Below are 24227 nucleotides of genomic sequence, written 5' to 3'. Positions count from 1 at the left end.
GCCCCGCTCGCGCGCGAATGCGAACGCGTTCAGCCGCGCTTGGCGCGCGCCGCCTCGACCTCTTCCGGGCGCAGACGGGTGGAGAGCTTGTCGAGCACGCCGTTCACGAACTTGTGGCCGTCGGTGCCGCCGTAGCCCTTGGCGAGCTCGATGGCCTCGTTGATCACCACGCGGTAGGGCGTGTCGAGGTTGTGGCGCAGCTCGTGGGTGCCGAGCAGCAGGATCGCGTGCTCGATCGGCGACAGCTCGGCGACCGGGCGCGACAGCAGCGGCTCGAAGCAGCCGCGCAGCTCGTCGGCCGCGCCGGTGGCGCCGCGCAGCAGGCTCACGAACAGCTCGCGGTCGATCTTGTCGAGGTTCTCGGTTTCGGACTCGAGGTGGCGCTGCACGGTGGTGGCGTTGTTGCCCGACAGCAGCCACTGGTACACCCCCTGCAGCGCGAGCTCGCGCGCGCGGCGGCGGGCCATCTTGCTGGTGGGGTTGGGCGCGCCGGCGGCGCCTTCGGCTTGCGTGTTGTCGATGTCGCTCATCGTACCACCTTCAGCAGGTTGGCCATCTCGACCGCGGCGCGGGCGCAGTCGGCGCCCTTCTCGTGCATGCGCGCGACCGCCTGGTCGTCGTCCTCGGTGGTGAGCACGCCGTTGGCGATCGGCAGCCCGGTGTCGAGGCCGACGCGGGTGACGCCCGCGCCCATCTCGTTGGAGACGAGCTCGAAGTGGTAGGTCTCGCCGCGGACCACCGCGCCGAGCGCGACCAGCGCGTCGTGGCGGCCGCTCCTGGCCATGGTCTGCAGCACGAGCGGGATCTCCAGGGCGCCGGGCACGGTGACGATGCGGATGTCCTCGCGCGCGACGCCGAGGGCTAGCAGCTCGTCGGTGCAGGCCGACAGCAGGCCCTCGCAGATGTCGAGGTTGAAGCGCGCCATCACGATGCCGACGCGCACGCCGGCGCCGGCGAAGTTGGGCTCGATCTCGTCGATGCCGTCGTAACGGGCGCCCTGGCGGGCGTTCTCGGATTGGTTGCGTTGCATGCTGGGGGATCTCGTGGTCAGTTCTTGTCGACGAAGCCGGTGATCTCGAGACCGAAGCCGGTCATGCTCGGGATCTTGCGCGGGCTGGCGAGCAGGCGCATCTTGCCGACGTGCAGCGCGCGCAGGATCTGCGCGCCGACGCCGAACAGGCGCGCGTCCCACTTCGCGGTGGGGCGGTCGTGGCCGCCGTCGAGGCCGGCGAGCAGCTCGCGGCCGGACATCGGGCGGTAGAGCAGCACGATCACGCCGGCCTCGGCCGCGGCCAGGGTCGCGAGCGCCTGATTGACCGGGAAGGTATGGTGGCCGCTGCCGGCGTCGAGGAAGTCGAGCACCGAGATCGGCTCGTGCACCCGCACGAGGGTCTCGCGCTCGGGGCGGATGTCGCCGTGCGACAGGGCGAAATGCACGTCGCCCGAGGTCTTGTCCTCGAAGGCGGTGAGGCGGAAGCGGCCGTGGGCGGTGTCCACATCCTTCTCGGCGACCTTGTCGACCAGGTTGTCGTTGGCGGCGCGGTACTCGATGAGGTCGCGGATGGCGCCGATCCTGAGCCCGTGCGCCTGGCCGAACTCGACGAGGTCGGGCAGGCGCGCCATGGTGCCGTCGTCCTTGAGGATCTCGCAGATCACCGCGGCGGGCTCGAGCCCGGCGAGCTGGGCGAGGTCGCAGCCGGCCTCGGTGTGGCCGGCGCGGATCAGCACGCCGCCCTTCTGCGCGGTGAGCGGGAAGATGTGGCCCGGGGTGACGATGTCTTCCGGCCTGGCGTGGCGGGCGACCGCGACCTGCACGGTGCGCGCGCGGTCGTGCGCCGAGATGCCGGTGGTGACGCCGGTTGCGGCCTCGATCGACACGGTGAAGGCGGTGCCGTGCGGGGTGCGGTTGTCGCGCACCATCTGCTGCAGGCCGAGCTGGCGGCAGCGCTCGTCGGTGAGCGTCAGGCAGATCAGTCCGCGGCCGTGCTTGGCCATGAAGTTGATCGCCTCGGGGGTGACGAATTCGGCCGCCATGACGAGGTCGCCCTCGTTCTCGCGGTCTTCCTCGTCGACCAGGATGACCATTTTCCCGGCCTTGATGTCGGCGATGATGTCGGTGATCGGCGCGAGTGCGCTCATGCTGCTTCCTTTGTGTTGCGTTGGGGCGCGCGGGTCAGGCCTGCGCGGCGTCGTTCTTCCACTCGAGCATGCGCTCGACGTAGCGTGCGATGAGGTCGATCTCGAGATTGACCTTGCTGCCCGGCGCGAGGTGCTTGAGGTTGGTGACCGCGACCGTGTGCGGGATCAGGTTGATCCAGAAGTCGCGGCCCTCGACGCGATTGACCGTGAGGCTGACGCCATTGACGGTGACCGAGCCCTTCTTCGCGATGTAGCCGGCGATCGCCGCCGGGGCGCGGATCACCAGCTCGTGGCTCTCGCCGATCGGCGCGAACTTCACCACCTCGCCGACGCCGTCCACATGGCCGGTGACGAGATGGCCGCCGAGGCGGTCGGCCAGGCGCAGCGACTTCTCGAGGTTGACCTCGCCGCCGACGGCGTCCAGCCCCACGGTGCAGTTGAGCGTCTCGCGCGAGACGTCGTAGCGCAGCCGCGGGCCGTCCATCTCGACCACGGTGAGGCACACGCCGCTGTGCGCCACGCTGTCGCCGACGATCACGTCGGAGAGGTCGAGGCCGTTGGTGTCGACGGTGATGCGCACGCCGTCCGCGAGCGCCGCGACGTGTTCGATGCGGCCGACGGCCGCGACGATGCCGGAGAACATGAAGGGTTTGAACCGTAAGGGGAAAGGCGGGATTGTAGGGGAAAAACCCCGACCTCGCTCAGAGCGCCCGGTCCAGCACCGTCGCGAACGGCGCCGCCTTCATGAAGCCCACCACGCGCAGGCCCGCGCGCTCCTTGCCCGCGGCGTCGAAGAAGAGGATGCCGGGCGGGCCGAAAAGACCGAAGCGCTTGAGCAGCGCCTTGTGCTCGTCGGTGTTGGCGGTGACGTCGGCCTTCAGCAGCAGCATGCGGCTCATGCGCGCGGCGACCGCGGCGTCGCTGAAGGTGAAGCGCTCCATCTCCTTGCACGACACGCACCAGTCGGCATAGAAGTCGAGCAGCACCGGGCGATCGGTGGTGGCGAGCCGGGCCTCGAGTTCGGCGATGGAGTCCACCTTCTCGAACTGCGGCACATCGACCGGCGCCGCGGCCTGCGCGCGCAGCACCGACAAGGGCTGCAGCGGGTCGCGCGAGCCGGCGAGCGCGCCCACCAGGATCGCCGCGCCGGCCAACAACAGCACCACGCCCACACCCTTCCAGAAGCGCTGCCAGCCCTTGGCCTGCGGCGGCAGCGGGTCGATCGCGTGCAGGAAGATCGCCGAGAACAGCAGCAGCGCGGCCCAGCCCAGCATGGTGGCCAGGGGCGGGATCACCGGGGTGATCATCCACAGCGCAACCGCGAGCAGCATCACGCCGAAGGCCTTCTTGACGCCTTCCATCCACGGCCCGACCTTGGGCAGCAGGCTGCGCGAGGCCACGCCCACCGCCAGCAGCGGCGCGCCCATGCCCAGGCCCATCGCGAACAGCGCCCAGCCTCCGAGCACGGCGTCGCCGGTCTGCGCGATGTAGAGCAGCGCACCGGCCAGCGGTGCCGCCACGCAGGGGCCGACGATGAGGGCCGACAGCACGCCCATCAGGGTGACGCCGCCGAGGTGGCCGCCCTTGCCGTGGCTGGCGGTGTTGGCCAGCTTGCTCTGCAGCGTGCTGGGCAGCTGCAGCTCGTAGAAGCCGAACATCGACAGCGACAGCAGCACGAACATCAGCGCGAAGGCCGACAGCACCCACACGTTCTGCAGCGCCGCCGACAGCATGGTGCCGGTCATGCCGGCGGCGACCCCGGCGAGCGCGTAGGTCACCGCCATGCCCAGCACGTAGGCGAGCGAGAGCACGAAGGCGCGCGTGTGCGAGACCTTGTTGCCCTGGCCGACGATGATGCCCGACAGGATCGGGATCATCGGGAAGGTGCACGGGGTGAAGGCGAGCAGCAGGCCGAAGCCGAAGAAGCTCAGCAGGATGATCGGCACGCTGGCGCCGGAAAGCAGGCGGGCGATGTCGCCGCTCTCGTCGCTGGAGACGGCGCCGCCGCCGCTGCCGTCCTCCGGCGCGGCAAGCGCGACCGGGGTGGGCGAAGCGGCGCCGCCGGTGCCCGCGCGGCCGCCGAGCACGCTGTCGAGGAAGCCGCCCGCCTTCTTCGGCGGCGCGGCGAGGTCGATCGAGGCCTGCTGCGTGGTGGGCGGATAGCAGATGCCGCCATCCCAGCAGCCCTGGCTGGTGGCGAAGAGCTCGAAGCGGGTGGTGCCGGCGGGCGCCTGTACCGGGACCAGGATGCGCAGCTCGCCGCGGTGGGTCTCGACCTCGCCGAAGAAGTCGTCCTTGTGCTTCTTGCCCGCTGGCTTTTCCATCGCGCCGAAGCCCACGCCGGCGGGCTCGGCCTCGAAGCGGAACTTGTCGCCGTAGAGGTAGTAGTCCTTGGCGATCTCGAACACCACCTCGATGGTCTGCGCGTCGAGCGCCTGCGCGCGCATCGCGAAGGCCTTCTCGGGCTCGATCGGGTTGGCGCGGGCCGCGGCGGGCAGGAGCAGGCTCGCGATCAGGGCGAGCAGGAGGAAAAGGCGGTGCATCGTGGTCTTCTAGGCGGCGGTGGGCGGGCGCGCTGCGGCGCCTGCGGACGGGTCGATCGGGCGGGGCGATGCCGGGGACGCGCCGGCGGGCGTTCAGTCGTCGTCCCTCGTTCCGGCGGCGACCCAGTCGAGATAGCCGGGCAAGCCCTGCGTCACAGGGACCGCGACGATCTCGGGAAGTTCGTAGGGGTGGTGGGCCCGGATCGCCGCCTCCAGCGCGGCGTAGCGCGCCGGCGTGGTCTTGATCAGCAGCGGTACCTCGGTCGCGGTCTCGGTCGCGCCCTGCCAGCGATACACCGAGGTGCAGGGCGCGAGCATGTTCACGCAGGCGGCGAGCTGCCGGTCGATCAGCGCGTTCGCCAGGGCCTCGGCGCTGGCGGCGTCGGGCAGGTTCGTGAAGACGAGCAGGGCGCGCGGCGTGGTGGCTGAGCTGGCGGGCATGGTGGCGGATCCGTCGTGGAACGCCCGCGATTATCCCGCAGCGCGGGCGCGGACGCCCTGCGCGGGATCAAGCACGGCAATGCCGGGTGTCGCGGATGGATCCGGCGCGGATTTGATCTGTGCCATGGAAGTCCATCATGCACCTGTATTAGCGTCGGAATCCTTCACGCATCGGCCGCCCTCCGCGGCTCCATCCGGAGCACATCATGTTCCTGCTCGACTGGCTGTTCGGCAAGCACCAGGCCAAGGCGGAGGCCGCGCCCTCGTCCGCCACGGTTCCTGCCCCCGAACCCGCGCATTCCATGGAGGACTCCGAGAGCTTCGCTCCCGGCACCACCATCCGCTACAGCCCCGAACTGGTCGAGCGCCTGGTGCGCGATCATCGTCTGATGCTCGAACGCTTCGGCGCCATCCGCGAGGCCGCGCACGCAGGGCGCTTCGACGAGGTCGTGCCCCTGCTCGAGCGCTTCCGCGTCGACCTTCACGCCCATCTGCTGGTCGAGAACGTGCGCCTGTACGTGTATCTCGAGCACACCCTTGCCGACGATCCGGTGAGCCACGCGCTGATGCACGAGTTCCGCCACGACATGGACGAGATCGGCAAGAAGGTGATCGCCTTCCTCGCCCGCTACGTCCGCCTCGGCGAAGACCCGGCGCTCGCCGCGAGCTTCGCCGCCGACCTCGAGCGCGTCGGCGCCGTGCTGGTCGACCGCATCCAGCGCGAGGAGGACACCTTGTATCCGCTCTATGCACCGGTGAGCTGAGCCGCTGCACTCGTCGTCCGACGACCCGGAAGACGGGCCTCTCGATTGCCTGTCCCGTCCCTCGCCGCTATGCTCGAAGCGCAAACCGCAACGAATTGCAGCGAGGACGCCCGATGAGCCTGCCCCAGCCCAAGATCCCGTTCGGCCCCGACGACTACCTGGCCTGGGAACAGGATCAGCCCACCCGCAGCGAATACGTCGATGGCGAGGTCTTCGCCATGAGCGGCGCGTCGGACGCGCACGGTACGGCAGCCGGCAACCTTTTCGCCGGCCTGCATGCGCACCTGCGCGGCACTCCCTGCAAGCCCTTCATCGCCGACATGAAGGTCCACGTCGAGGCGGCCAACAGCTTCTTCTACCCCGACATCCTCGTGACCTGCGACCCGCGCGACCGCAGCGCCGAGGCCAGCCACGTCAAGCGTCACCCGCTGCTGATCGTCGAGCTGCTCTCGCCGTCCACCGAGGCCTACGACCGCGGCAACAAGTTCGCCGCCTACCGCACGCTGGCTGCGCTGCAGGAGTACGTCCTCGTCTCGCTCGAGCAGCGTCGTATCGAGGTCTTCCGGCGCGACGACAGCGGGCACTGGGTGCTCTACCCCTTCGCCCTCGACGAGCAGCTGGAGCTCGCGAGCGTCGGCCTGCGCTGCCCGGTGGCCGAGGTCTTCGAAGGGGTGGAGGGCGAGTAGCGCGGGTGGGCGTTTTCGCCGTCCCCGCGATGCACGGCAGGAAGAGGCGAGCCGGCTGTCTCAATCGGTCCGGATGCGGCCGGCCACGCTCGGCGTGTCGCCGTCGACCCGCAGCACGATGATCTCGCCCGAGGCCGGAAACACCCCCGTCAGCGCGGTGATGTTCACCTGATGCGTCACCAGCACCAGCGGCAGGGGACTGTGCGCGCGCTCCCGGATCAGCGCGCGGACCGCAGCGGTGTGCCGCGCCTCCTCGCCGCGGCCGGCGAAGAAGGAGTTCAGCCCCGGGAACGCCGCCACCTCGCCCAGCGCCAGTTCGCGCGCCGTATCGAGGCAGCGACACCACTGACTGGAGAACACCGCCGCGGTGGTGATGCCGTTGGCACGGAAGCGCTCGCCGATCGCGCGCGCCTGCGCCCGACCCTGCGCCGACAGCTTGCGCTGGGTGGTGCAGTCGTCCAGCCGAAAGCCCGCCGGGTCACCGACGCCGGGTGCGATCGCATGGCGCATCAGCGCGACATGCCCGCCCTCGCGCAAGGCCGCCCACAAGGCTGCCTCGCCGGTCTCGGCGCAGGCGCCGGCAATCGGCAGCAACAGGCCCAGGCAGGCAAGCAGGAAGCGCATGGCCGGCCGGTCAAAGCTTCGTGTGGGTCCCGTCGCAATACGGCGCGTTGGCGGTGTGCTTGCAGCCGCACAGATGGACCGTGCCCGATTTATCGGGGGTGAAGGCGGTGGGAGCAAACCCGCTGCCCTTGTGCGAGCCGTCGCAGAAGGGCTGGTTCTTGCTCAGGCCACAGGCGCACCAGAAATACTTCTTGCCCGCCTCGACCTCGACGGCATAGGGCGCTTTCTGCGCGACATGGGGTTCGCGTTGTTCGGACATCGCCTTGTCTCCTTTGGGTTTGTGGTCTTGCCGGTCGGCTGCGGCGCAGCCTCTGAGAAACCTTGCGCCGGACCGCAGGGCGTGTCAATCGTGCCTATGCGCGCAGCGGCACGCTGTGGGAGGGGCGGTATGGTGGATGAGCCCGGCGCCTACCGCTGGTCGAGCTGGCGTTGCAACGCGCAGGGTGAAGCGGACGGGCTGATCCGGCCGCATGCCGTCTTCACGGCCCTCGACGCCGATCCCCGGATTCGTGCCGAGCGTTACCGCGGGCTCTTTCGGAACGCCCTGGCGCCCAGCGAAGTGGACCAGATCCGCGCGGCGACCAACGGCAACGACGCGCTCGGCAACGATCGTTTCGCCGCCCAGCTTGCGAGCGCGCTAAGCCGCCGCGTTACGCCGGGCAGGGCGGGGCGCCCGCCGAAACATGCGGAAGTGCCGGCGAGCAGGGACTTGTTCGAGTCGGAGTAGAGAAAGCGCAGCAAGGAAAAGCCCGCCAGGGGAACGCGGCGGGCTCTTGGGAGAAATTGGGGTCTGTCCCCTATTCTCCTTCCCCCTATTCCCCGGTCGGTCAGTTGAAGCGAACGTACTCGAATTCGACCGGCTGGTCGTTGACGCCGCGCGCCGGTGGTGCGATCCAGTTGGCGAATCTGCCCGGCTCGAGGCAGCGGCCCATCAGCGAATGCACGAACAGCCGATCGGTCGCGGTGGGCAGCCACTCCTGTTGGCGGTGTGTCCATTCGGCCTCGCTCATCAGCTCGCCTTCCGGGCTCACGTGTGCGCCGGCAAACACGCCGATCCTGCGGTGGAAGCCCTTGTGCGGCAGCTTGAAAGCGAGGTCGAAGCCGAACCTGGCCGGGATGCGGTTCCAGCGCTCGACGCCGGCCTGCAGGTCGCGGATCCAGTCGTCGCGGAGGCGTTCGTTCAGTGCCGACAGGGCCGGCACGTGGCGCTCGACGATACGGTCGTCGGCGACGTCGGGAATCGCGTACGCGTCCTCGTGCAGCTCGTGGTCGTCGTCGAGCCTGTCTTCCCCGAAGCGGCCCTTCAGCCCGTTGGTGTAATAGGTCGCGGCGTTCGACGACAGCTCGGCGCCGAACAGGTCGCCGGTGATGCTGTAGTGGAAGTTCAGGTACTTCTGCAGCGTCGGCAGGTCGATCACGCCGGCCGCACGCAGCCTGGCGGGGTCCGTCGTCTCGAGCTCGCGCATGACTTCGCAGGTGCGCTGGATGATGCGGGCGACTCCGGACTCGCCGACGAACATATGGTGCGCCTCCTCGGCCAGCATGAACCTGCAGGTGCGCGCGAGCGGGTCGAAGGCCGACTCGGTGAGCGAGGCGAGCTGGAACTTGCCGTCACGATCGGTGATGAACGTGAACATGAAGAACGACAGCCAGTCTGGCGTCTTCTCGTTGAACGCGGTGAGGATGCGCGGCTTGTCGGCATCGCCCGAGCGGCGCTCGAGCAGCGCCTCGGCCTCCTCGCGGCCGTCGCGGCCGAAGTGTGCGTGCAGCAGATACACCATCGCCCACAGGTGGCGGCCTTCCTCGACATTGACCTGGAAGAGGTTGCGCAGATCGTAGAGCGAGGGCGCGGTCAGGCCGAGGTGGCGCTGCTGCTCGACCGAGGCCGGCTCGGTGTCGCCCTGGGTCACGATGATGCGGCGCAGCGTGGAGCGGTACTCGCCTGGAACTTCCTGCCACACCGGCTCGCCCTTGTGCTCGCCGAAGCCGATCTTCCTGTCGCCCTCGGACGGTGCGAGAAAAATGCCCCAGCGGTAGTCGGGCATCTTCACGTAGTCGAAATGCGCCCGACCCTTGGGATCGATGCCGACTGCGGTGCGCAGATAGACGTCGTAGTTCGACGAGCCGTCCGGACCCATGTCGTCCCACCACTGCAGGAAGGACGGCTGCCATCGCTCAAGTGCCCGTTGCAGTGTGCGATTTCCCGACAGATCGACGTTGTTCGGGATGCGTTCGCTGTAGTTGATCATCGCCGTGCTCCTCACACTCGTTCCTACGATCGACCACCCATCGACGGTTGTCGTAAACCTTATACGCGCTTCCAGTCGAACTGCGCCTTCCTGCCGGAGCCGAAGCGTTTCAGTGCGCCGGTCTCCCCGACGGCGTTCGGTCGGTTGTAGATCCAGTTCTCCCACGCCGAAAGGCGGCCGAAGATGCGCGTGTTCATGGTCTCGAAGACGCCAAAGCGCAGGTTCGCCTCGAGGCCGGTAAGCGCATCAGGCGAGAGCGCGGCGCGCTCCTCGAGCGCGATGCGCACCTCGTCGCGCCAGTCCAGGTCGTCCGGGGCCGCGGTCACCAACCCGAGCGCGAGCGCGTCGCCCGGCGCGAGCTTTTCTCCGATGCGCGTCCTGGCCGTGGCGATCGGCTCGGCCTCCTCGTAAAAGCGTGCGGCGATGCGCGAGCGGCCATTGATCATCGGCAAGGCGCCGAAATTCATCGTGGAGAGCGCGATCGCGTTGGGCTGCCCGGGGGCGTCGAGCATGTAGCTGCGATCGGCCGCGAGCGCGATCTCGAGCAGCGTGCCTGCAAAGCACGAGCCCGGCTCGACGAGCGCATACAGGCTGCGCGAGGACACGTCCAGGCGCGCCAGCGTGCGTCGCAGCATGCCGATAGTCTCGCGCACGAACCAGTCGTCCCGGTTGGCCTCGAGCGTCGCGTCGATGTCGAGCACGACGTCTCCATCGCCCTCGGTGGCGAGCACCCACAGGCCGAGCTCGAGGTGCTTGGTGCGCAGCATCAGGATCGCGTCGTCGAGTTCGCGCGCCATCCTCAATGGCCACCAGTTCGCCCCTTCGGCGGCGATCTCCGCAGCACTCCGCGCGGAGACCGTCGCCGGTGCGCGCACCGTGATCCTGGCGGTGCGCGCGGATTCGTCGAGCGCGACATCGACGAACCCGTAGCGATAGCCGGTCGCGTCCTCCGTGCGCCCGAGGCGCGGCAGCGCCACGCCCTCGGCGCCGGCCGGCCGATCCGAACCCCTGGCGAGCACGGCCGCGCGCTCGCCGATGTGGGCGTCGAAGGCCTGCGCGCGCACCACCTCATCGACCAGGCGCCACGCCTTCGCGCGCGCGCCGCGCACCCCTTCGGCGAGGGTGCAGAAGATGTCGGCGTGATCGCGGCGTACGCGGCGCTTGTCGGTCATGCGCGTCAGGCCGCCGCTGCCGGGCAGCACACCCAGCAGCGGCACCTCGGGCAGCGAGACGGCCGAGTTGCCGTCATCGACGAGCACGATCTCGTCGCACGCGAGCGCGAGCTCATAGCCACCGCCGGCGGCCGTACCCTCGCACGCGGCGATGAACTTCAGGCCCGAGTGCGCGCTCGCGTCCTCGATGGCGTTGCGCGTCTCGTTGGAGAACCTGCAGAAGTTCACCAGCCACGCGTGCGTCGACAGGCCGAGCATGGGGATGTTCGCGCCCGAGCAGAAGATCTTCGGCTTGCCCGACCGCAACACCACGATGCGCACCTCCGGGTGCTCGAAGCGGATCCTCTGCAGCGCGTCGTGCAGCTCGATGTCGACGCCCAGATCGTAGGAGTTGAGCTTCAGCTTGTAGCCCGGGCGGATGCCGCCGTCCGCGTCGATGTCGAGCGTGAGCGTGGCCACCTCGCCCGCACAGGCGAGTTGCCAGTGGCGGTACTGCGATGGCTCGGTGCGGTAGTCGATGCGGGCGTCCTGCGGCTCGGCAGCCTTGGTGTCGATCGTGTTCACGGCAGGCTTCCTCCTTGTTGGCGCGGATCCGCTCGCGACGAGTTGCCGGCTTCGGGTGAAACGCTGCACGCCCATCCGGCCCGGCGTGTCGAGTACGGTATCGGCCTTCGCGGACGAGGGCTCACGCGCCTCCAGGATGCGAGACCCTCCGATCAGGCGCACGCGCGAGCGTACCTGAGCGGCGGTGCGGCGGTGAATCGGTACCTGTCTTGGCGAGACTACGGCGACGGATAATGGTTCACTCGGCGATCTCCCGAGTTGCCTGCGCTACAGAGCGAGAAATTGGGGTCTGTCCCCTATCGCCAACTGGCGAACGCCAACAGACATCGAGGCCGTGCATCGGAGTGCCGGCTTTCTGGCGAACAACCGGGTGGTGTTCAATATCAAGGGCAACGACTACCGCTTGGTGGTGGCCGTGCGATACACGTCGACCACGATGTTCATCCGGTTCGTCGGCACCCATGCCGAGTACGACCAGGTCGACGCTGAAACCATCCAGGAGAATGCCTGCCGTGGAACTGAAGCCCATCCGCACCGATTCCGAGCACGCCGAAGCACTGGCTGAGGTCGAGCGCCTGTGGGACGTGCCCACAGGCAGCGCCGAGTCCGATCGGCTGGAAGTGCTCGCCATGCTGGTGGAAGCGTACGAGACTGCGCGCTTTCCCATCGAAGCGCCCGACCCGATCGAATTCCTCGAGTACGTCATGGATTCACGCGGGCTGACCCGGAAAGCCCTGGAACCGTATATCGGTCCGCGCGGCCGCGTGGCCGACATCATGAACAGGGCGCGCCCCTTGTCCATCGGGATGATCCGCCGCCTGTCCTCCGGCCTCGGCCTGCCTGCCGACGTACTGATCCAGCCCTACCCGCTGCGCGAAGTCGCCGCAGCCTGAGCGCGAGATCGGGGTCTGTAGCCGATTCACTCCTGGTGTTCGGCAAGCAGGTCACCGCCGACTGCGCGAAGACCGAGCGCTGCGAGCCCGCGGTGTGCAGGATTGAGGTCGGCGGGACCGACGCCAAGCTCAATTGGACTCGAGTTCCTGCTGAGCATGGGCTTTGGCATGTGCATTCTTCAGAGAGCACCATGATCCGCGAACGCCACGTTTCCCTGTTCCGCAATGGACGCAATCAGGCGATCCGGATTCCGCGCGAGTTCGAGCTCGAAGGCACCGAGGCCATCATCCGAAAGGAAGGAGAGCGGCTGATCATCGAGCCCATCGCGCCACGTCACAGGCTGCTGGCCTTGTCGTCCGGCTGTACACCGCTGGAGGAGGCCTTCCCGGAGATCGCCGACCCGCCGCCCGGGCAGGAGCACGTGTTCTGATGCCGGCGCGCGATCTGCTGGACACGAACATCCCGTCGAGCCTGATCAAGGATCCGCAGGGGGCGGCAACGAAACGGCTGGCGCAGCTCGACGCCGAAGCGGCCCGCACCAACATCGTCGTCGCCTGCAAGTTGCGCCATGGCGCGGCGAAACGCGGCTCGGCCGTGCTGACGCAGAGGGTGGAGGCGTTGCTCGGCTGCATCGACGTGATGCCTTTTGACGGCGATGCGGATCGGCTGTACGCTGAAATTCGTGCCGGTCTGGAGCGGGCGGGAAAAACCATCGACGGCAACGATCTGCTGATCGCGGCGCATGCTCGCGCGCTCGACCTCATCCTCGTCACGCACAACTTGGGCGAATTCGAGCGCGTTCCGGGCTTGCGGCTGGAGGATTGGCTGGAGCGGAAAGATAAGTGGATGAAAGTCCTGACCCCAGGGTTTCCTTGAGGATGGGGTTCGCGGAGCGCTTGCTGTCATCCCCCTGCTGCTGCTCCTGACTGCCTCTTCAGCACGGGTTCGATGCTGCCAATCAGCGTCTTCCAGTCGGCGATGGGCACGGCTGGCGTGGAACCCGACTGCAATTGCCACAGCACGGCGCGGGTGAGTGCCGTCGAATCGCCTGGGGCAAAAAGCGCCTGCGGCGTGCTGCCGCACACTTCGCGCATCTGCCCGATGGCGGTGGCCACGACCGGTAGCTTGCAGGCAAGCATTTCGTACGCCTTCTGCGGGAAGCAGTAGCGGCCGAAGGGGGTGTCGAGGATGGAGATGATGCCCACATCCAGCGCACGAAACAGGTTGGCGATCTGGCCGTGTGCGAGGTGACCGAGGTAGTGCACGCGCTCGCCCTGTGGAGGCGCGAAGCCGTTTTCCAGTGGGCCGGCCAGCACCAGATGCACGTCGGGGCGGCTGGCTGCGAGCGCTGGCCAGGCGGCGTACAGTGGCTCGATGCCTTTTTCCCGGTACAGGCCACCGGCCGTGCCGACCAGTTTGCCGTCCTGCGGCAGGCTCAGGGCCTGGCGGGCCTGCGCCTTGTCGCCGGGGTGAAAGACCGCAAGGTCCACGCTGCTGGGCATGGCGATGACGGTGCCCCGGGCGCCGTCGGCCAGCACCTTCTGGCGAAGCGGTTCGCTGGTCGTGGTTACGACAGTTGCGTCGCGCACGGCGCGGCGCAGTGCCGGCACGAAGCCGGGAATACGGGCCTGGCCGAAGCCTTCGAAATTGTCATAGAGGTCTATTGCGTAGGGAACTTGCAAGCGCCTGGCCAGCCACCGTGCCAGCACCACGTGGGGAATATCGGAGGCACCCACCAGGATGTCGGGCTTGAAGGCGCGCAGTTGCCGCAGCAAATGCCAAGGGTAGGCCGCCAGCCTGGGCAGACGGGTTCTTCCGACCGAAAGCGAATGCCATCTCAGCCTGCCCGGCGCTGCCTCATGTTCCCAGCAACCGTCGGTGTCCGCTGCGTGGTAGTCCAAGCAGAAAGCGCCCACTTCGTTGTCCAGATGGGCAAGCTGGCGAGGAATCTCATAGAGCCGGGCGTAACGGTCGAGGATCACGTCCTTGCCCATGTAGCGGCGTTTGCAGAGGAAGGCGATGCGCATGGCTAGGTTTGCATCTCACTGTCGCAGGCGTTCGCAGATCCGCTGTGCCGCCACCAGCGCCGCCGCCACCACCTGGTCCATGTTGTAGTAACGGTACTGCGCCAGACGTCCGACGAAGGTAACGTTTTCCTCACGGGCGGCTAGCGCCTCGTATTGCTTGAGCAGGACTTCGTTTTCGTCGCGGGGGATCGGGTAATAAGGGTCGCCCTCGCCCGTCGGGTATTCGCGCACGATGGATGTGCCGCTGTGCATCTGCCCGGTCAGGTGTCGGAATTCAGTGATGCGCGTGTAGGCGTGGTCGTTCGGGTAGTTGACGGTGCCCACTGGCTGGTATTGCGCAACGTTCGGCACATGCTCATGTTCGAAGCGCAGGCTGCGGTAGGGCAGTGCGCCGTAGCACTGGCCGTAGAAGGCATCGATGGGGCCGGTATAGACGATGTGGCTGAAAGCGGAACGGTCCAGGTCGGCAAAGTCCGTTCCCGTTCGTACCGTAAGGTTGGGATGGTCCAGCATGTTCTGGAACATGCGCGTGTAGCCGCCGAGCGGCATGGCCTGGAAGCGGTCGGTGAAGTAGCGGTCGTCCGTATTGGTGCGGGTGGGGATGCGCGCCGCCACGCCGGCCTTGAGCTGCGAGGGCTCCATGCCCCATTGCTTGCGCGTGTAGTGGAGAAAGAATTTCTCGTACAGGTCGCGTCCGACGCTGTTCAGCACCACGTCCTCGCTGGTACGCACCGGGTCGCGCGCCTCACGAACCCGTTCGAAGAACGCGGCGGCCCCGGCCTCGTCCAGATTCAGCCCATAGAGCTGATTGAGCGTGTTGCGGTTGATTGGGAAGGGATAGCGCTGCCCAGCCACCACGCACTGCACGCGGTGTTCATAAGGACGCCACTCCGTGAAACGGGAAAGGAATTCCCACACCTTCTCGCTGTTGGTGTGGAAGATGTGCGGCCCGTAGCGATGTACCAGGACGCCATGCGCGTCGGCTTCGTCAAAGGCGTTGCCGCCGACGTGCGCGCGGCGGTCGATGACCTGCACAGTGTGGCTCGCCTCAGCCAGTGCGCGGGCGACGGTGCTGCCGGCAAAGCCGGCACCGACGATGAGGATTCTGCCATGCAACATTGACATTCGATTCTCAGGTCTTGCCTTGATCGATCCGCGATGAAGATTTGCACCGTGGGAAACGCAGTGACTTGATTCTGTTCAGAAAGTCATCGATCCGAAGCATGAACCTCAGGGGAAAGGCGACGTATGAAGGTGAAAGGGCGATCGATCCCTCCAGCCACATCCAGGCAGGCGATTTAAAGGCCATCCTCCTTGAAAAAGCCATGCCCATCGTCGTCCACACATCGGCCAAAGACAGCGGTCGGCACAAGCTCCGGGAAAACTCGCGTTCCTGTCGCATGTCGGCTACCGCAGTAAGCATAGAATAGGCAATTGCATCTTGCACGCCAGGGGCGCAGATGAATCCGGCGGCCGAATTCGTCAGTTGAGTACGGAACCTTCGCATCAAGTCGCCGATTGCCGGCTGTTGCTTCAGCAATCTTGCTGACGCTAAAGCTACGGTATGAAGTCGAAGAGCGTATTCGAGTTCTTCGTTGTTCCGGGAGTCAGCGCTGAAATCAGGAGTTGCGTGGCCTCCCTTGAGAAAATAGCTGCGCGTACTTGCGTGACTGGCTGGCAGAAAACAGTGCTCGAGCACTACGCGACGGCGAGAAAAAATGCTGCCAGGGGGAGGGCAGAAGGCATAGGCCCTGCCTGCGCGAGCTTCGGGCAAGCAATCACGAGCAAGGCCGATGTAATAGCCTTGAATTTGGTGACTGGATGGCGAAACGGTTGAGAGCATGCGTTTCAGCGCGGCTTGTCCGTTCAGCGACCAGCCCGCATCCACCAAGGCCCAGTTGACCCCGTCCATAAGGCCTTCCTGGCGTAAATAGTGCAGTGCGGCTTCTCGCTTGGCAGCTACCGAATCCAATAGAACTTTTCTGGATCGCGGGTTTGCTGTCAGTGTGTCGATGAATGTGCATGCATCTTCAAATGCCAGCGCCGTGCGCCAGGTATTTTCGTCCAGACTCAGAATGACCCGGACACTGGCTTGTTCGACCTCACTCAATCCAGCGCGCGCCGTGATGTCGACAGGTGCATTTGCGTTCCCTGCTACTGCAAGCAAACGCTTCCAATCGACATCGTCAGTTGAAATGGACGGAGGCAGCCAGGCACGCCTTGATCCATACAGATAGCGTAGCTCGATACCATCGGGTTTCAGTTCGCGGGCGATCTTGAGCAACACCTCACCATCGCGGGCGACAAAATACAGTCGTTGTATGCCGCGCTTTCGCGCGTCATCCAGTATCCATAGGACATAGGCCAGCAGAAACGGTACGATTACACTGAAGATCACGTCATCCAGCACATGAGTTGGATTGCCGTGGATCAAATGCATGACCAGCCTGCAGCGCCGGCTGAAACCGGCCTGCCGCGACGCGCCAGGATGACGGGGCAGCCGGGAACCCGCGATCCGCGTCTCGTGTTCAGTCAAATGGGCTGCGGTGAAATGCCGGGTCAGGATGCCCAGTTTTTCGGCCATTCGAATGTCTGCATGAGCGTTGTCGCCGGTGTGCTGCAGTTGCTCTCCCCTCAGCCCCTCGGCTTGCAGGACATGTTGGAACAGCTTTCCATTGTGCTTCGAGACGCCAATATCACATGACACATACAACCGGTCGCCTTCCTCCATTACGCCCATGCGCTCAAGCATGGGGCGCAGCATTGACGCAGGAATGTACATGTCGGAAATGAACAGGATGCGATGCCCAGCTGCACGTAAGGCATTCAGCTGAAGCATGGTTTCTTCGATAGGGTAAAGGCTTTCCTCCTCCAGCGTCAGTTCAGCCTCGATCAGTTCGGCGGCTGGTCGATCCAGACGTATAAACCAGTTAACCTTCTGGTAGATGGCGTCGATCGATGCGTGCGCGTGCCCCCTGCGGCGCGCACTCCAGTTGGCAAGTTTTTCTGCCCGAATGCGAGCGCGCTGGAAACGCCGCGCAAAGCGTTCGCGCGCCGACTCTCCGCTGGACGCAGGGGCGACACGCAGACCCAATTCATAAAACAGGTCGCGTGGGTGCGCATACATCCGAGTGACGCAAGTGTCGAATACGTCGAATGAATTTAGAATGCGCACGACAGGCTGCTTGGAATTCTAGTCCAATTTCTCATAATAGTTTGGTCGTAATATCTTTTTCAGTTTGTGGCCGATTATATATTTAAGTGCGGGGTGTCTTGCGGAGTGAAATTTGTGAGTTATTCTTCCGTGTTTTAAGATGAATATCAGCATAGATAGGTTTAGATAGCTCTTGTGCCATGCATTCCATGCTCTTTTTGTGGCTAGAGAAAAGGTTTGGTTTTGTCCTTTGATGGAAGAGAAGGTGTTTAAGTTGGCTTCTTCGATTCTTAGCCGATTTTCTCTTTGAAGAGGTGTATTGTCTCGGTTGTATGCTGTAAATGAACGTCTGTGTTGACGCCAGTCAACCAATACTTCGTCTAGATATTTTATATGGCCTTTGTCGGCGGCTAGAAAGGCGATTGTCCAGTCAATGTATAAGGTGGTATCCAGTTTTTCTGAAGTGGATAGCAAATCTTTGCGAAATAACATCGCGTGGCCGCATATAGAGTTGCAAAAAAGCAGATTTCTTGAGTCGTTTCCTTGAATCATTTTGCCTTTCAGAGAATCAGACAAGGTCTTGCCTAGCGGTTTGTCATTCTCGTCGATAAGACGATTGTTGCTATATATCAACGTGGCTTCGCCCATATTCTCGACAAGGCGGCGCGTTTTCTCTGGATGCCAGATATCGTCTTGATCGCTGGGCGAGATTAGTTGCCCCCTGCACTCTCCAAACGCTCGAATAAAGTTCTTTACATATCCACGATTGAAGTCGCGTGGCAAAAGACGGATGCGTAGATCCTGCCTTGCATAGCTTTCCAGAATGCTCCAGGTGTTGTCGCTGGAGCAGTCGTCGGAAATGACGATCTCAAAGTTTGGATAGTCCTGATTGATCAGGGAAATCAATTGCTTTTCCAAGTATTGCTGGCCGTTATATGTGGCCAAGGCAATGGATACAAGTGGATAAATTTTTTCCTGCATTTTTTCGGATCTTTTCGGCACAAGATCCGATTCTATGTCGCGAAACTCTGAATCTGGGCTGCGGCTTGTGGTTGCCATGAAATCAAGTCGTCGAAATTGGATTTAAGAGTCGAGGGTGATGGTGGCGCTCAGGCGTTGGCATTCACGTGTCAGGCCTATATGTTGAATAATTCGTCGCAAGCTAAGAGAGAGGCCGCTCGATGGGCTATCACCACAATGGTTTTTCTGCCTGACAATCTACGGATAGCCTCGTTCACCGCCGCCTCGGTCGCGCCATCCAGCGCGCTGGTCGCCTCGTCCATCAGCAGCACGGGAGGGTCGCGGTACAACGCGCGGGCGATGCCGATGCGTTGGCGCTGCCCGCCCGACAGGCGGATGCCACGGTCGCCCACGGGGGTGTCGTAGCCTTGGGGCAGTTCCCGGGTGACGAAGTCATGGATCTGCGCGGCGCGGGCAGCGCGCTCGACCGCCCGCATGTCGATCTTGTCCCGGGGGATGCCAAAGGCGATGTTGGCGGCGACGCTCGCGTCAGCGATGTAGATGTGCTGCGGCACGTAACCAATGGCGGCCTGCCAGGCCGGCAAGTTGTGCGCGGTGATGGTTTCTCCATCCACGCTCAGTGTGCCTGCCTGCGGGCCGAGCAGGCCGAGCAGGATGTCCATGACGGTGCTCTTGCCAGCACCGCTGGGGCCCTTGATGCCGATGCTGGTGTTGACCGGGATGGTGAGGTCGAAGTAGTCCAGGACGGGTCTGTCCGGCGTGGAAGGGTAGGCGTAGCGGATGCCCGTCAGGCGGATTTCCTGCCGGGGCACGATGGCCGGCTGGGTTGCGGGCGCGGCGGTGGGCAATGGGAGCGACATGTCGCGGTGCAAGCTGTCTAGGGTTGCGCTGGCAAAATTCAGGCGGGCAAAGCCGCGATACATGATCTGCGCGGCGGGCAGCATGCGGTAGGCAGCAAAGCCGTATAGGCCGAGCGCGGGCAGTACGTGAGCCACGTCGTCGCTCTTAAGCAGCAGCGCCAGCGCGATGAGGATCAGGCCGGTGTAGCCGGTCGCTTCCACCAGGTAAAGCGGAGTCTGGCTGAGGGTCTCGCTGGCGGCCATGTGGCGCGCCTGGGTGCGCGAGGCGTGCTGGTATTGCTGCAGGTATGCAGCTTCTGCGCGAGTTATCTTGATGTCGCGGATGCCTTGCAGGGCTTCGTTGCAGGTCTGATAGCGCTGGCGGTTGGCCTCCACCATTTCGGTGCCAATATGCCTGAGGTGACGGCGTACCAGCAGATAGATGAGCCCATACAGCGTGCCGACCACCAGCACGATGGCGAGCGCGGTGAGTGGGTTGTAGGCGAACACCAGCGCCAGCATGGCGAGCACCACGATGCCCTGCACGATGACCTGTGAGAACGGCTGGATGAGGTTGGCCATGACCAGGTCGACCTCCGCCAGGATGGTCTTGGACAGTTCCGCGCTGTTGCGGCTGATGAAGAATTCGTAGGGCTGGGCCAGGTAGCGGGCCATCAGCCGGCTGCTGATGGAGTGGCGAAGCAGGTGCACGAAGCGGTTGAGCAGGTGCTGTGTGATGGTCTTGAAAGCGGACGATGCGATGACCAGCACGATGGAGGCCAAGCCCAGGGCCATGATGAAGCTTTGCGGCTGGGCAAGGTTCAGCTGGGTGTAGAGCCCGTGCAGCCAGGGTGTCTCCTGGATCACGCCGGGCCGTGCCAGCACGGAAAGAAAAGGCATGATGGAGAGCACGCCCAGTGTTTCGGCCAGCGCCATGAGCAGGGCCAGCATCAGCATCCCCAGCGCCTTGCGCTGCTCGGCAGCGGTGAAGAGTTGCCAGACTTTCTGCAGGGTGTTGCGCATGGTGTTCTACGGTGCCCTCAGCCGGTCAATTATTGCTTTTCTCGTGAGCGCCTTGCAGCAGTTCCATATAACGCGCACTCACATGTTCCCAGCTCAGATGCGCCCGCAAGGCCGTGCGCATGGCCAGACTCCGCTGTGCAGCCTCTTCGGGCTGCCGCAATTGGCGGAGAATGGCTTCGGCCAGCTGGTCGATGTCCTGCGGGTTGACCAGGCAGGTTTCAGCCTGTGCGCCAAGAATATCCCGCAACCCTGCCACATCGCCGGCAATGGCGGGACAGCCGCAAGCCACGGCTTCCATCAAAGCCACGGGAAGCCCCTCCTGATCGCCAGATTTCGCCCTGACGAAGGGCGCCACAAAAAGTGCCGCACGCCGATACAGGTCGGGTAGATCCTTCTGCGCCACCGCCCCTAGGAAGCGCACTGCGTCCTGCAAGCCCAATTCGCGGACCTGAGCCTCGAGTGGGTCCTTGTCCGGGCCGAAGCCAGCGATGGTCAAGGTGACGTCGGGGCGCTCGCGCAGCACGGCGGGCAAAGCAAGCAGCAGATAGCGCAGCCCCTTCTTTTCCACCAGGCGGCCCACAAAAAGCAGCTCGCCGCGGGAACGCTGCGTCGCGTCACCCGGAACAAACAGCCGGGCCATCTCCACGCCCATCGGGACGACCGCGACTTGCGCGACATCCACGTCCAACTCGCCTACCGCATCACGCATCGCGCTACTGACAACGGTGGTTGCTCGTGCCTTGCGCAACACGAAGCGCTTGAGCGCCCGGAACGGCCTGCTGCGCAGTGCGTACAGATCGGCTCCATGGGAAGTCACAAGAAACGGCTTGCCCAGCAGCGTGGCAATCAGCCCCTGAGGAATCAGCCAGTGTGCATGCACCAGATCAATCCCGCGCTGCCGGCACAAGCGCAGGGCATACCACGCCTGCATCAAGACGAATCCTGGCACCAGGAAGAGCTTCCACGGCTTGTTGCGCAGATTGGTGACAATGCCGCCATTGTTGACCAGCGTTTCCAGTGCTGCCGGTGCGTAGCGGTAGCGAATGATCTCGACGCCATCCATCGTCTCCACCGGGGCCGCGCCTTCAGCGTGCGGACACAGCACAAGAACCCGGAATCGATCGGTCAATCGTCTTGCCAGCTCATGTACAAAACCGGGTTCCGGATCGCCCTCCCAGCGCGGATAAGTGGATGCTAGAACAAGCAGCGCCGGCAATCGGGCTTCTGTCATGCCTATTCCCGCTCCTTGTACATCAGCGCCGTAATCTGCTCCGAGATCAGCCCCATCATGAAGGTGACCACGCTGCCGGTGTACAGCAAGGCGCTCATGTTCGTGAACCGTCCATACTCCAGCAGGGTATGTCCGTACCAACCCGTTGCCAGCAGAAACATCGTCAGTGCCAAAGGCGCGAACAGTTTCAACGGCGAATACAGCGTGCCGATCTTGAAGATGATCAGCAGGAAGCGCAGGCCGTCGTGCAGCGGGCGGATGTGGCTCTTGCCGACTCGTCTTGCTGCGTGGATCGGCTCGTAGGCCACCGAGTATCCGGCACGGAAAAAGGCCATGGTGCTGGTCGTCGGATAGGAGAAGCCGTTCGGCAGCAAATAGAGGAATTCGCGGAACTTGTCGGCGCGCACGGCGCGGAATCCGGAGGTGAGGTCCTCCACCTTGTGGCCCGTCATGTAGCTCGCGAGGCGGTTGTAGAAGCGGTTCGCGAGGCCGCGACCAAGGCTTGCCTGCGAGCCGGCCTGGCGCGCGCCGACGACCATGTCGTAGCCTTCGTCGAGGCGGGCCAGCAAGGCTGGGATGTCGGCAGGGTCGTGCTGGCCGTCGGCGTCCATGAAGACGATCACGTCGCCACTCGCCGCGCGTGCGCCGGTCTTGATGGCGGCGCCGTTGCCTTTGGAGTAGGGGTGGGAGATCACGTGCGCGCGGGCGGCTCGGGCCAGCGCAGCGGTGTCGTCCGTGGAGCCGTCGTCGACGACGATGATTTCGGCGGCCGGAAACAACCAACTGATCGAGGTGACGAGGCCCGCAACTCTGGCTGATTCGTTCTTGGCGGGCAGTGCAAACGAGATAGATGGTGCGCGCGTAGTGGTCGCTGGATTCTGGATGTGGCTGGTTGGCTCGGAGGGCGCCGCAGCCAGCTCAACCGCGCTTGTTTTTCTTTCCACGTGCCACCTCGAGTTGCTGTGCCCAGTCAGCTCGGTCGCTATTTCGAAGCTCGCCGATGATCCTGTCAACTTCTGCACTCTCAGCGTCAGGGGCTTCGACAAAGCGCACGAAAAAGGGCAAGGCTCTCTCCTGCTGCGAGGACTTGAAGATGAATACGGCCATGCGAAGTGACTCGGACGCTCTCAGTCGCGTCTTTTCTCCAAGTATCTCTATCGAATCTATTACGCGCTCTCCATCGACGTACAAGCCGCGCTCCGCGTTGCTCATCAAAGTCCAGACCACGAACTTGCTCTGCCAACTATATGGTGAGTCGCGCAATAAACGGTGAAATCGCTCCCAGTCCGAATTCGTCACTGAGCCCAACGTCGATTTGTAGATGACCAAGTTCGAAGCAAGCGATGGCGATGCGATGTGCGTGAGTCCGAGTTCAGTGGTTTCGATTGCCTTGATCAGATGTTCTTCACCTTTGGTGGCCTTGTATCGATCAAAATGCGCTCCGCCTAGCTGGGTCCAGGCCCGAGTCGAATCGGGCAGTAGTTCGATCAGTTTTTGACCGTGCCTGACGCTATCTCCCCAGGTATGTGCATGCGAGGCAGTTGCGGCGCTCAGCAGAGCTGTAATGCAGAGAAGCGCGGGGGCTGCGGATCGGGAGGTTAGCTCGAGCCGTTGCCAGAAGAAAAGTAGGAGATCCGCTATTGCCAATAAAGCACCGATCAGCGGGAAGTGATTGCGATGCTCAAATACGAGTTCAAGTCCAACTACATTGCTGGTGATGAAGTGTCCGGCAAAGAATAGAAAAACCCCCAAGGAAAACAAAGGTCTGCGCAGCTTCCATCGCCAAGCCCATACGATCAACACCAAAATCAGCAGGATGGACGGCAGGGTTGTAAGCGGCTGCAAGAGTCCGCGTGAGATGACCAGATTGTCGTACATGAACGGCATTCGATCGGGGAGCGGGAGCAGGATCTGACCCAAATGCATCACGAGGACTCGCGCCTGGGTCAAAAGGCGGTCGGGGCTCGAAAAATTGCGCCCGGGGTACGCATCCCAGTGCCAATAATACGGAATCACGACAAGGAAATACGCAAGACTGCCCAGAATGGCGAGAAGGATAAAGCTTTGACGAAGACCCTTGGCGTCTTCCGGTTTGGCTGCCTGAAATTGCAATACTGTTAATTCGATGGAAAGAAGATACGCCGGCAACAATGCAGCATCCTCTTTGCACCCCAAGGCTAGTCCCCATAGGATCAACGTCAATATACCCCACCAGCGGCCGCGTCCGCCGCTGATCTGTGTCTGCCGCATGGTTAGATATGCCCACATTGCAAGTACGACAAACAGGGTCACCATTGTCTGCATGCGTTGCACTACGTACATGACTGAGGATACCTGCAGGGGGTGTATCGCCCAGATCAGGGCCAAGATCAAGGCACCTGACGATGCTGCTTGCGGAGTCCAGCGAACCAGTAGAAGCAGCTTCTTCAGCAAGAACGCCAGACAAACGGTTGTGATCGCGTGAATCAGCACGTTGGTCGTCTTGAAGGTGCTTGGGTCCATCGCGCCGGCGCGCCAGTAATCCAGTGCAAAGCTCAGCATCGGTAAGGGACGCGCACCGTTACCGTCATGAAAACTCAGCGCCGCATTGCTCAAATTCTCGATATCAACTTGCTCGATGTAGAGCAATCGATTCTGCAGGATATTGAATCCGTCATCGAGAATAAAGCCGCCACTCAGGCCTGGGACGTATAGCGCCGCGGCCAAGGCAGCCACTGCGACAGCAAGCAAATGGAAAAACGAAGCGGGAATTAGCAATCCGAACTTTCCTTGGCAACCCAAATCGGCGTTGATTTTGATTGAAAAATCAAAAAGCGCCTTTCGGCGCTTTCTGATCGGTGCTGCTCCTCGCAAATAGACTTAATTCAGTTCACACGCCCCAGTTCCAGCGTTACAA

The 24227-nt window shown here is 63.9% G+C and carries 25 protein-coding genes; 7 read left to right on the top strand and 18 right to left on the bottom strand.

Annotated elements, in window-relative coordinates; all coding sequences use genetic code 11:
* Nucleotides 1-29: 29 nt before the first annotated feature.
* From nusB to cutA, 6 genes are all read right to left on the bottom strand, one after another.
* The gene (gene nusB / locus ACZ5PP_RS11230; protein WP_004307729.1) at nt 30-530 is read right to left on the bottom strand and encodes a transcription antitermination factor NusB; all 501 of its coding nucleotides are present in this window, start codon (nt 528-530) and stop codon (nt 30-32) included.
* Nucleotides 527-1030, bottom strand: coding sequence for a 6,7-dimethyl-8-ribityllumazine synthase (ribH, locus tag ACZ5PP_RS11225; protein ID WP_004307727.1), 504 nt, complete (start codon nt 1028-1030; stop codon nt 527-529). Before ribH ends, nusB begins: the two co-directional genes overlap by 4 nt.
* Before the next feature lie 17 nt (nt 1031-1047).
* Nucleotides 1048-2139 carry a bifunctional 3,4-dihydroxy-2-butanone-4-phosphate synthase/GTP cyclohydrolase II gene (gene ribBA, locus ACZ5PP_RS11220; RefSeq protein WP_464826032.1) on the bottom strand — a complete coding sequence of 364 codons (1092 nt, stop codon included), beginning with the start codon at nt 2137-2139 and terminating at the stop codon, nt 1048-1050.
* A 34-nt stretch (nt 2140-2173) separates the two neighbouring features.
* On the bottom strand, nt 2174-2782 hold the full coding sequence (locus ACZ5PP_RS11215; protein ID WP_276661492.1) for a riboflavin synthase: 609 nt from the start codon (nt 2780-2782) through the stop codon (nt 2174-2176).
* A 58-nt stretch (nt 2783-2840) separates the two neighbouring features.
* Entirely contained in the window at nt 2841-4682 is a 1842-nt protein-coding gene (gene dsbD / locus ACZ5PP_RS11210; RefSeq protein ID WP_464826031.1) for a protein-disulfide reductase DsbD, read from the bottom strand.
* 93 nt (nt 4683-4775) lie between these two features.
* Nucleotides 4776-5123, bottom strand: a complete 348-nt coding sequence (gene cutA, locus ACZ5PP_RS11205; RefSeq protein WP_004307720.1) for a divalent-cation tolerance protein CutA — start codon at nt 5121-5123, stop codon at nt 4776-4778.
* A gap of 206 nt (nt 5124-5329) precedes the next feature.
* On the opposite strand from cutA, the gene ACZ5PP_RS11200 reads away from it, so the two are divergent.
* Both ACZ5PP_RS11200 and ACZ5PP_RS11195 read left to right on the top strand, forming a co-directional pair.
* Entirely contained in the window at nt 5330-5887 is a 558-nt protein-coding gene (locus tag ACZ5PP_RS11200; RefSeq protein WP_004307717.1) for a hemerythrin domain-containing protein, read from the top strand.
* A 113-nt stretch (nt 5888-6000) separates the two neighbouring features.
* Nucleotides 6001-6573: a Uma2 family endonuclease gene (locus ACZ5PP_RS11195; protein WP_464826030.1), complete on the top strand. Its 573-nt coding sequence runs from the start codon at nt 6001-6003 to the stop codon at nt 6571-6573.
* Nucleotides 6574-6633: 60 nt separating this feature from the next.
* On the opposite strand, the gene ACZ5PP_RS11190 is transcribed toward ACZ5PP_RS11195, so the two are convergent.
* Nucleotides 6634-7197 (bottom strand): histidine phosphatase family protein, encoded by a 564-nt coding sequence (locus ACZ5PP_RS11190; protein WP_464826029.1) that lies wholly within the window; start codon nt 7195-7197, stop codon nt 6634-6636.
* A gap of 10 nt (nt 7198-7207) precedes the next feature.
* Entirely contained in the window at nt 7208-7456 is a 249-nt protein-coding gene (locus ACZ5PP_RS11185; RefSeq protein WP_464826028.1) for a CDGSH iron-sulfur domain-containing protein, read from the bottom strand.
* A 129-nt stretch (nt 7457-7585) separates the two neighbouring features.
* Here ACZ5PP_RS11185 and ACZ5PP_RS11180 point away from each other — a divergent pair, with 129 nt between their 5' ends.
* Nucleotides 7586-7924, top strand: a complete 339-nt coding sequence (locus tag ACZ5PP_RS11180) for a hypothetical protein (RefSeq protein ID WP_197068786.1) — start codon at nt 7586-7588, stop codon at nt 7922-7924.
* Between the two features lie 100 nt (nt 7925-8024).
* On the opposite strand, the gene boxB is transcribed toward ACZ5PP_RS11180, so the two are convergent.
* Together boxB and boxC are read right to left on the bottom strand one after the other, a co-directional pair.
* On the bottom strand, nt 8025-9446 hold the full coding sequence (boxB, locus tag ACZ5PP_RS11175; protein WP_043744803.1) for a benzoyl-CoA 2,3-epoxidase subunit BoxB: 1422 nt from the start codon (nt 9444-9446) through the stop codon (nt 8025-8027).
* Between the two features lie 59 nt (nt 9447-9505).
* A complete protein-coding gene (boxC, locus tag ACZ5PP_RS11170; protein ID WP_464826027.1) occupies nt 9506-11182 on the bottom strand; it encodes a 2,3-epoxybenzoyl-CoA dihydrolase in 1677 nt (558 codons plus the stop codon).
* Nucleotides 11183-11516: 334 nt separating this feature from the next.
* Between boxC and ACZ5PP_RS11165 the strand changes: the two genes are divergently transcribed.
* From ACZ5PP_RS11165 to ACZ5PP_RS11150, 4 genes are read left to right on the top strand one after another with little or no spacing between them, the layout of a single operon-like run.
* Nucleotides 11517-11747: a type II toxin-antitoxin system HigB family toxin gene (locus ACZ5PP_RS11165; RefSeq protein WP_231570727.1), complete on the top strand. Its 231-nt coding sequence runs from the start codon at nt 11517-11519 to the stop codon at nt 11745-11747.
* The gene (locus ACZ5PP_RS11160; RefSeq protein ID WP_043745551.1) at nt 11695-12075 is read left to right on the top strand and encodes a helix-turn-helix domain-containing protein; all 381 of its coding nucleotides are present in this window, start codon (nt 11695-11697) and stop codon (nt 12073-12075) included. The genes ACZ5PP_RS11165 and ACZ5PP_RS11160 overlap by 53 nt, the downstream gene beginning before the upstream one ends.
* A gap of 35 nt (nt 12076-12110) precedes the next feature.
* A complete protein-coding gene (locus tag ACZ5PP_RS11155) occupies nt 12111-12506 on the top strand; it encodes an antitoxin (protein WP_231570729.1) in 396 nt (131 codons plus the stop codon).
* Nucleotides 12506-12952 (top strand): type II toxin-antitoxin system VapC family toxin, encoded by a 447-nt coding sequence (locus ACZ5PP_RS11150; RefSeq protein WP_043744809.1) that lies wholly within the window; start codon nt 12506-12508, stop codon nt 12950-12952. The genes ACZ5PP_RS11155 and ACZ5PP_RS11150 overlap by 1 nt, the downstream gene beginning before the upstream one ends.
* 26 nt (nt 12953-12978) lie before the next feature.
* Here ACZ5PP_RS11150 and ACZ5PP_RS11145 read toward each other — a convergent pair whose 3' ends face one another.
* From ACZ5PP_RS11145 to ACZ5PP_RS11110, 8 genes are all read right to left on the bottom strand, one after another.
* On the bottom strand, nt 12979-14103 hold the full coding sequence (locus tag ACZ5PP_RS11145; protein ID WP_043744811.1) for a glycosyltransferase: 1125 nt from the start codon (nt 14101-14103) through the stop codon (nt 12979-12981).
* A 15-nt stretch (nt 14104-14118) separates the two neighbouring features.
* Nucleotides 14119-15228 (bottom strand): UDP-galactopyranose mutase, encoded by a 1110-nt coding sequence (gene glf / locus ACZ5PP_RS11140; protein ID WP_012586215.1) that lies wholly within the window; start codon nt 15226-15228, stop codon nt 14119-14121.
* A gap of 7 nt (nt 15229-15235) precedes the next feature.
* Nucleotides 15236-17278: an HAD family hydrolase gene (locus ACZ5PP_RS11135; protein WP_464826026.1), complete on the bottom strand. Its 2043-nt coding sequence runs from the start codon at nt 17276-17278 to the stop codon at nt 15236-15238.
* Between the two features lie 18 nt (nt 17279-17296).
* Nucleotides 17297-18316, bottom strand: a complete 1020-nt coding sequence (locus tag ACZ5PP_RS11130; RefSeq protein ID WP_083768713.1) for a glycosyltransferase — start codon at nt 18314-18316, stop codon at nt 17297-17299.
* Nucleotides 18317-18393: 77 nt separating this feature from the next.
* A complete protein-coding gene (locus ACZ5PP_RS11125) occupies nt 18394-20100 on the bottom strand; it encodes an ABC transporter ATP-binding protein (RefSeq protein ID WP_464826025.1) in 1707 nt (568 codons plus the stop codon).
* A 25-nt stretch (nt 20101-20125) separates the two neighbouring features.
* Nucleotides 20126-21331 carry a glycosyltransferase gene (locus ACZ5PP_RS11120; RefSeq protein ID WP_464826024.1) on the bottom strand — a complete coding sequence of 402 codons (1206 nt, stop codon included), beginning with the start codon at nt 21329-21331 and terminating at the stop codon, nt 20126-20128.
* Between the two features lie 2 nt (nt 21332-21333).
* Nucleotides 21334-22275 carry a glycosyltransferase family 2 protein gene (locus ACZ5PP_RS11115; RefSeq protein WP_464826023.1) on the bottom strand — a complete coding sequence of 314 codons (942 nt, stop codon included), beginning with the start codon at nt 22273-22275 and terminating at the stop codon, nt 21334-21336.
* Nucleotides 22250-24184 carry a hypothetical protein gene (locus tag ACZ5PP_RS11110; RefSeq protein ID WP_464826022.1) on the bottom strand — a complete coding sequence of 645 codons (1935 nt, stop codon included), beginning with the start codon at nt 24182-24184 and terminating at the stop codon, nt 22250-22252. Before ACZ5PP_RS11110 ends, ACZ5PP_RS11115 begins: the two co-directional genes overlap by 26 nt.
* Nucleotides 24185-24227: the final 43 nt, after the last annotated feature.

The sequence above is a fragment of the Thauera sp. DNT-1 genome (assembly GCF_055393985.1).
This window is presented reverse-complemented; position numbering and strand designations above follow the sequence as displayed.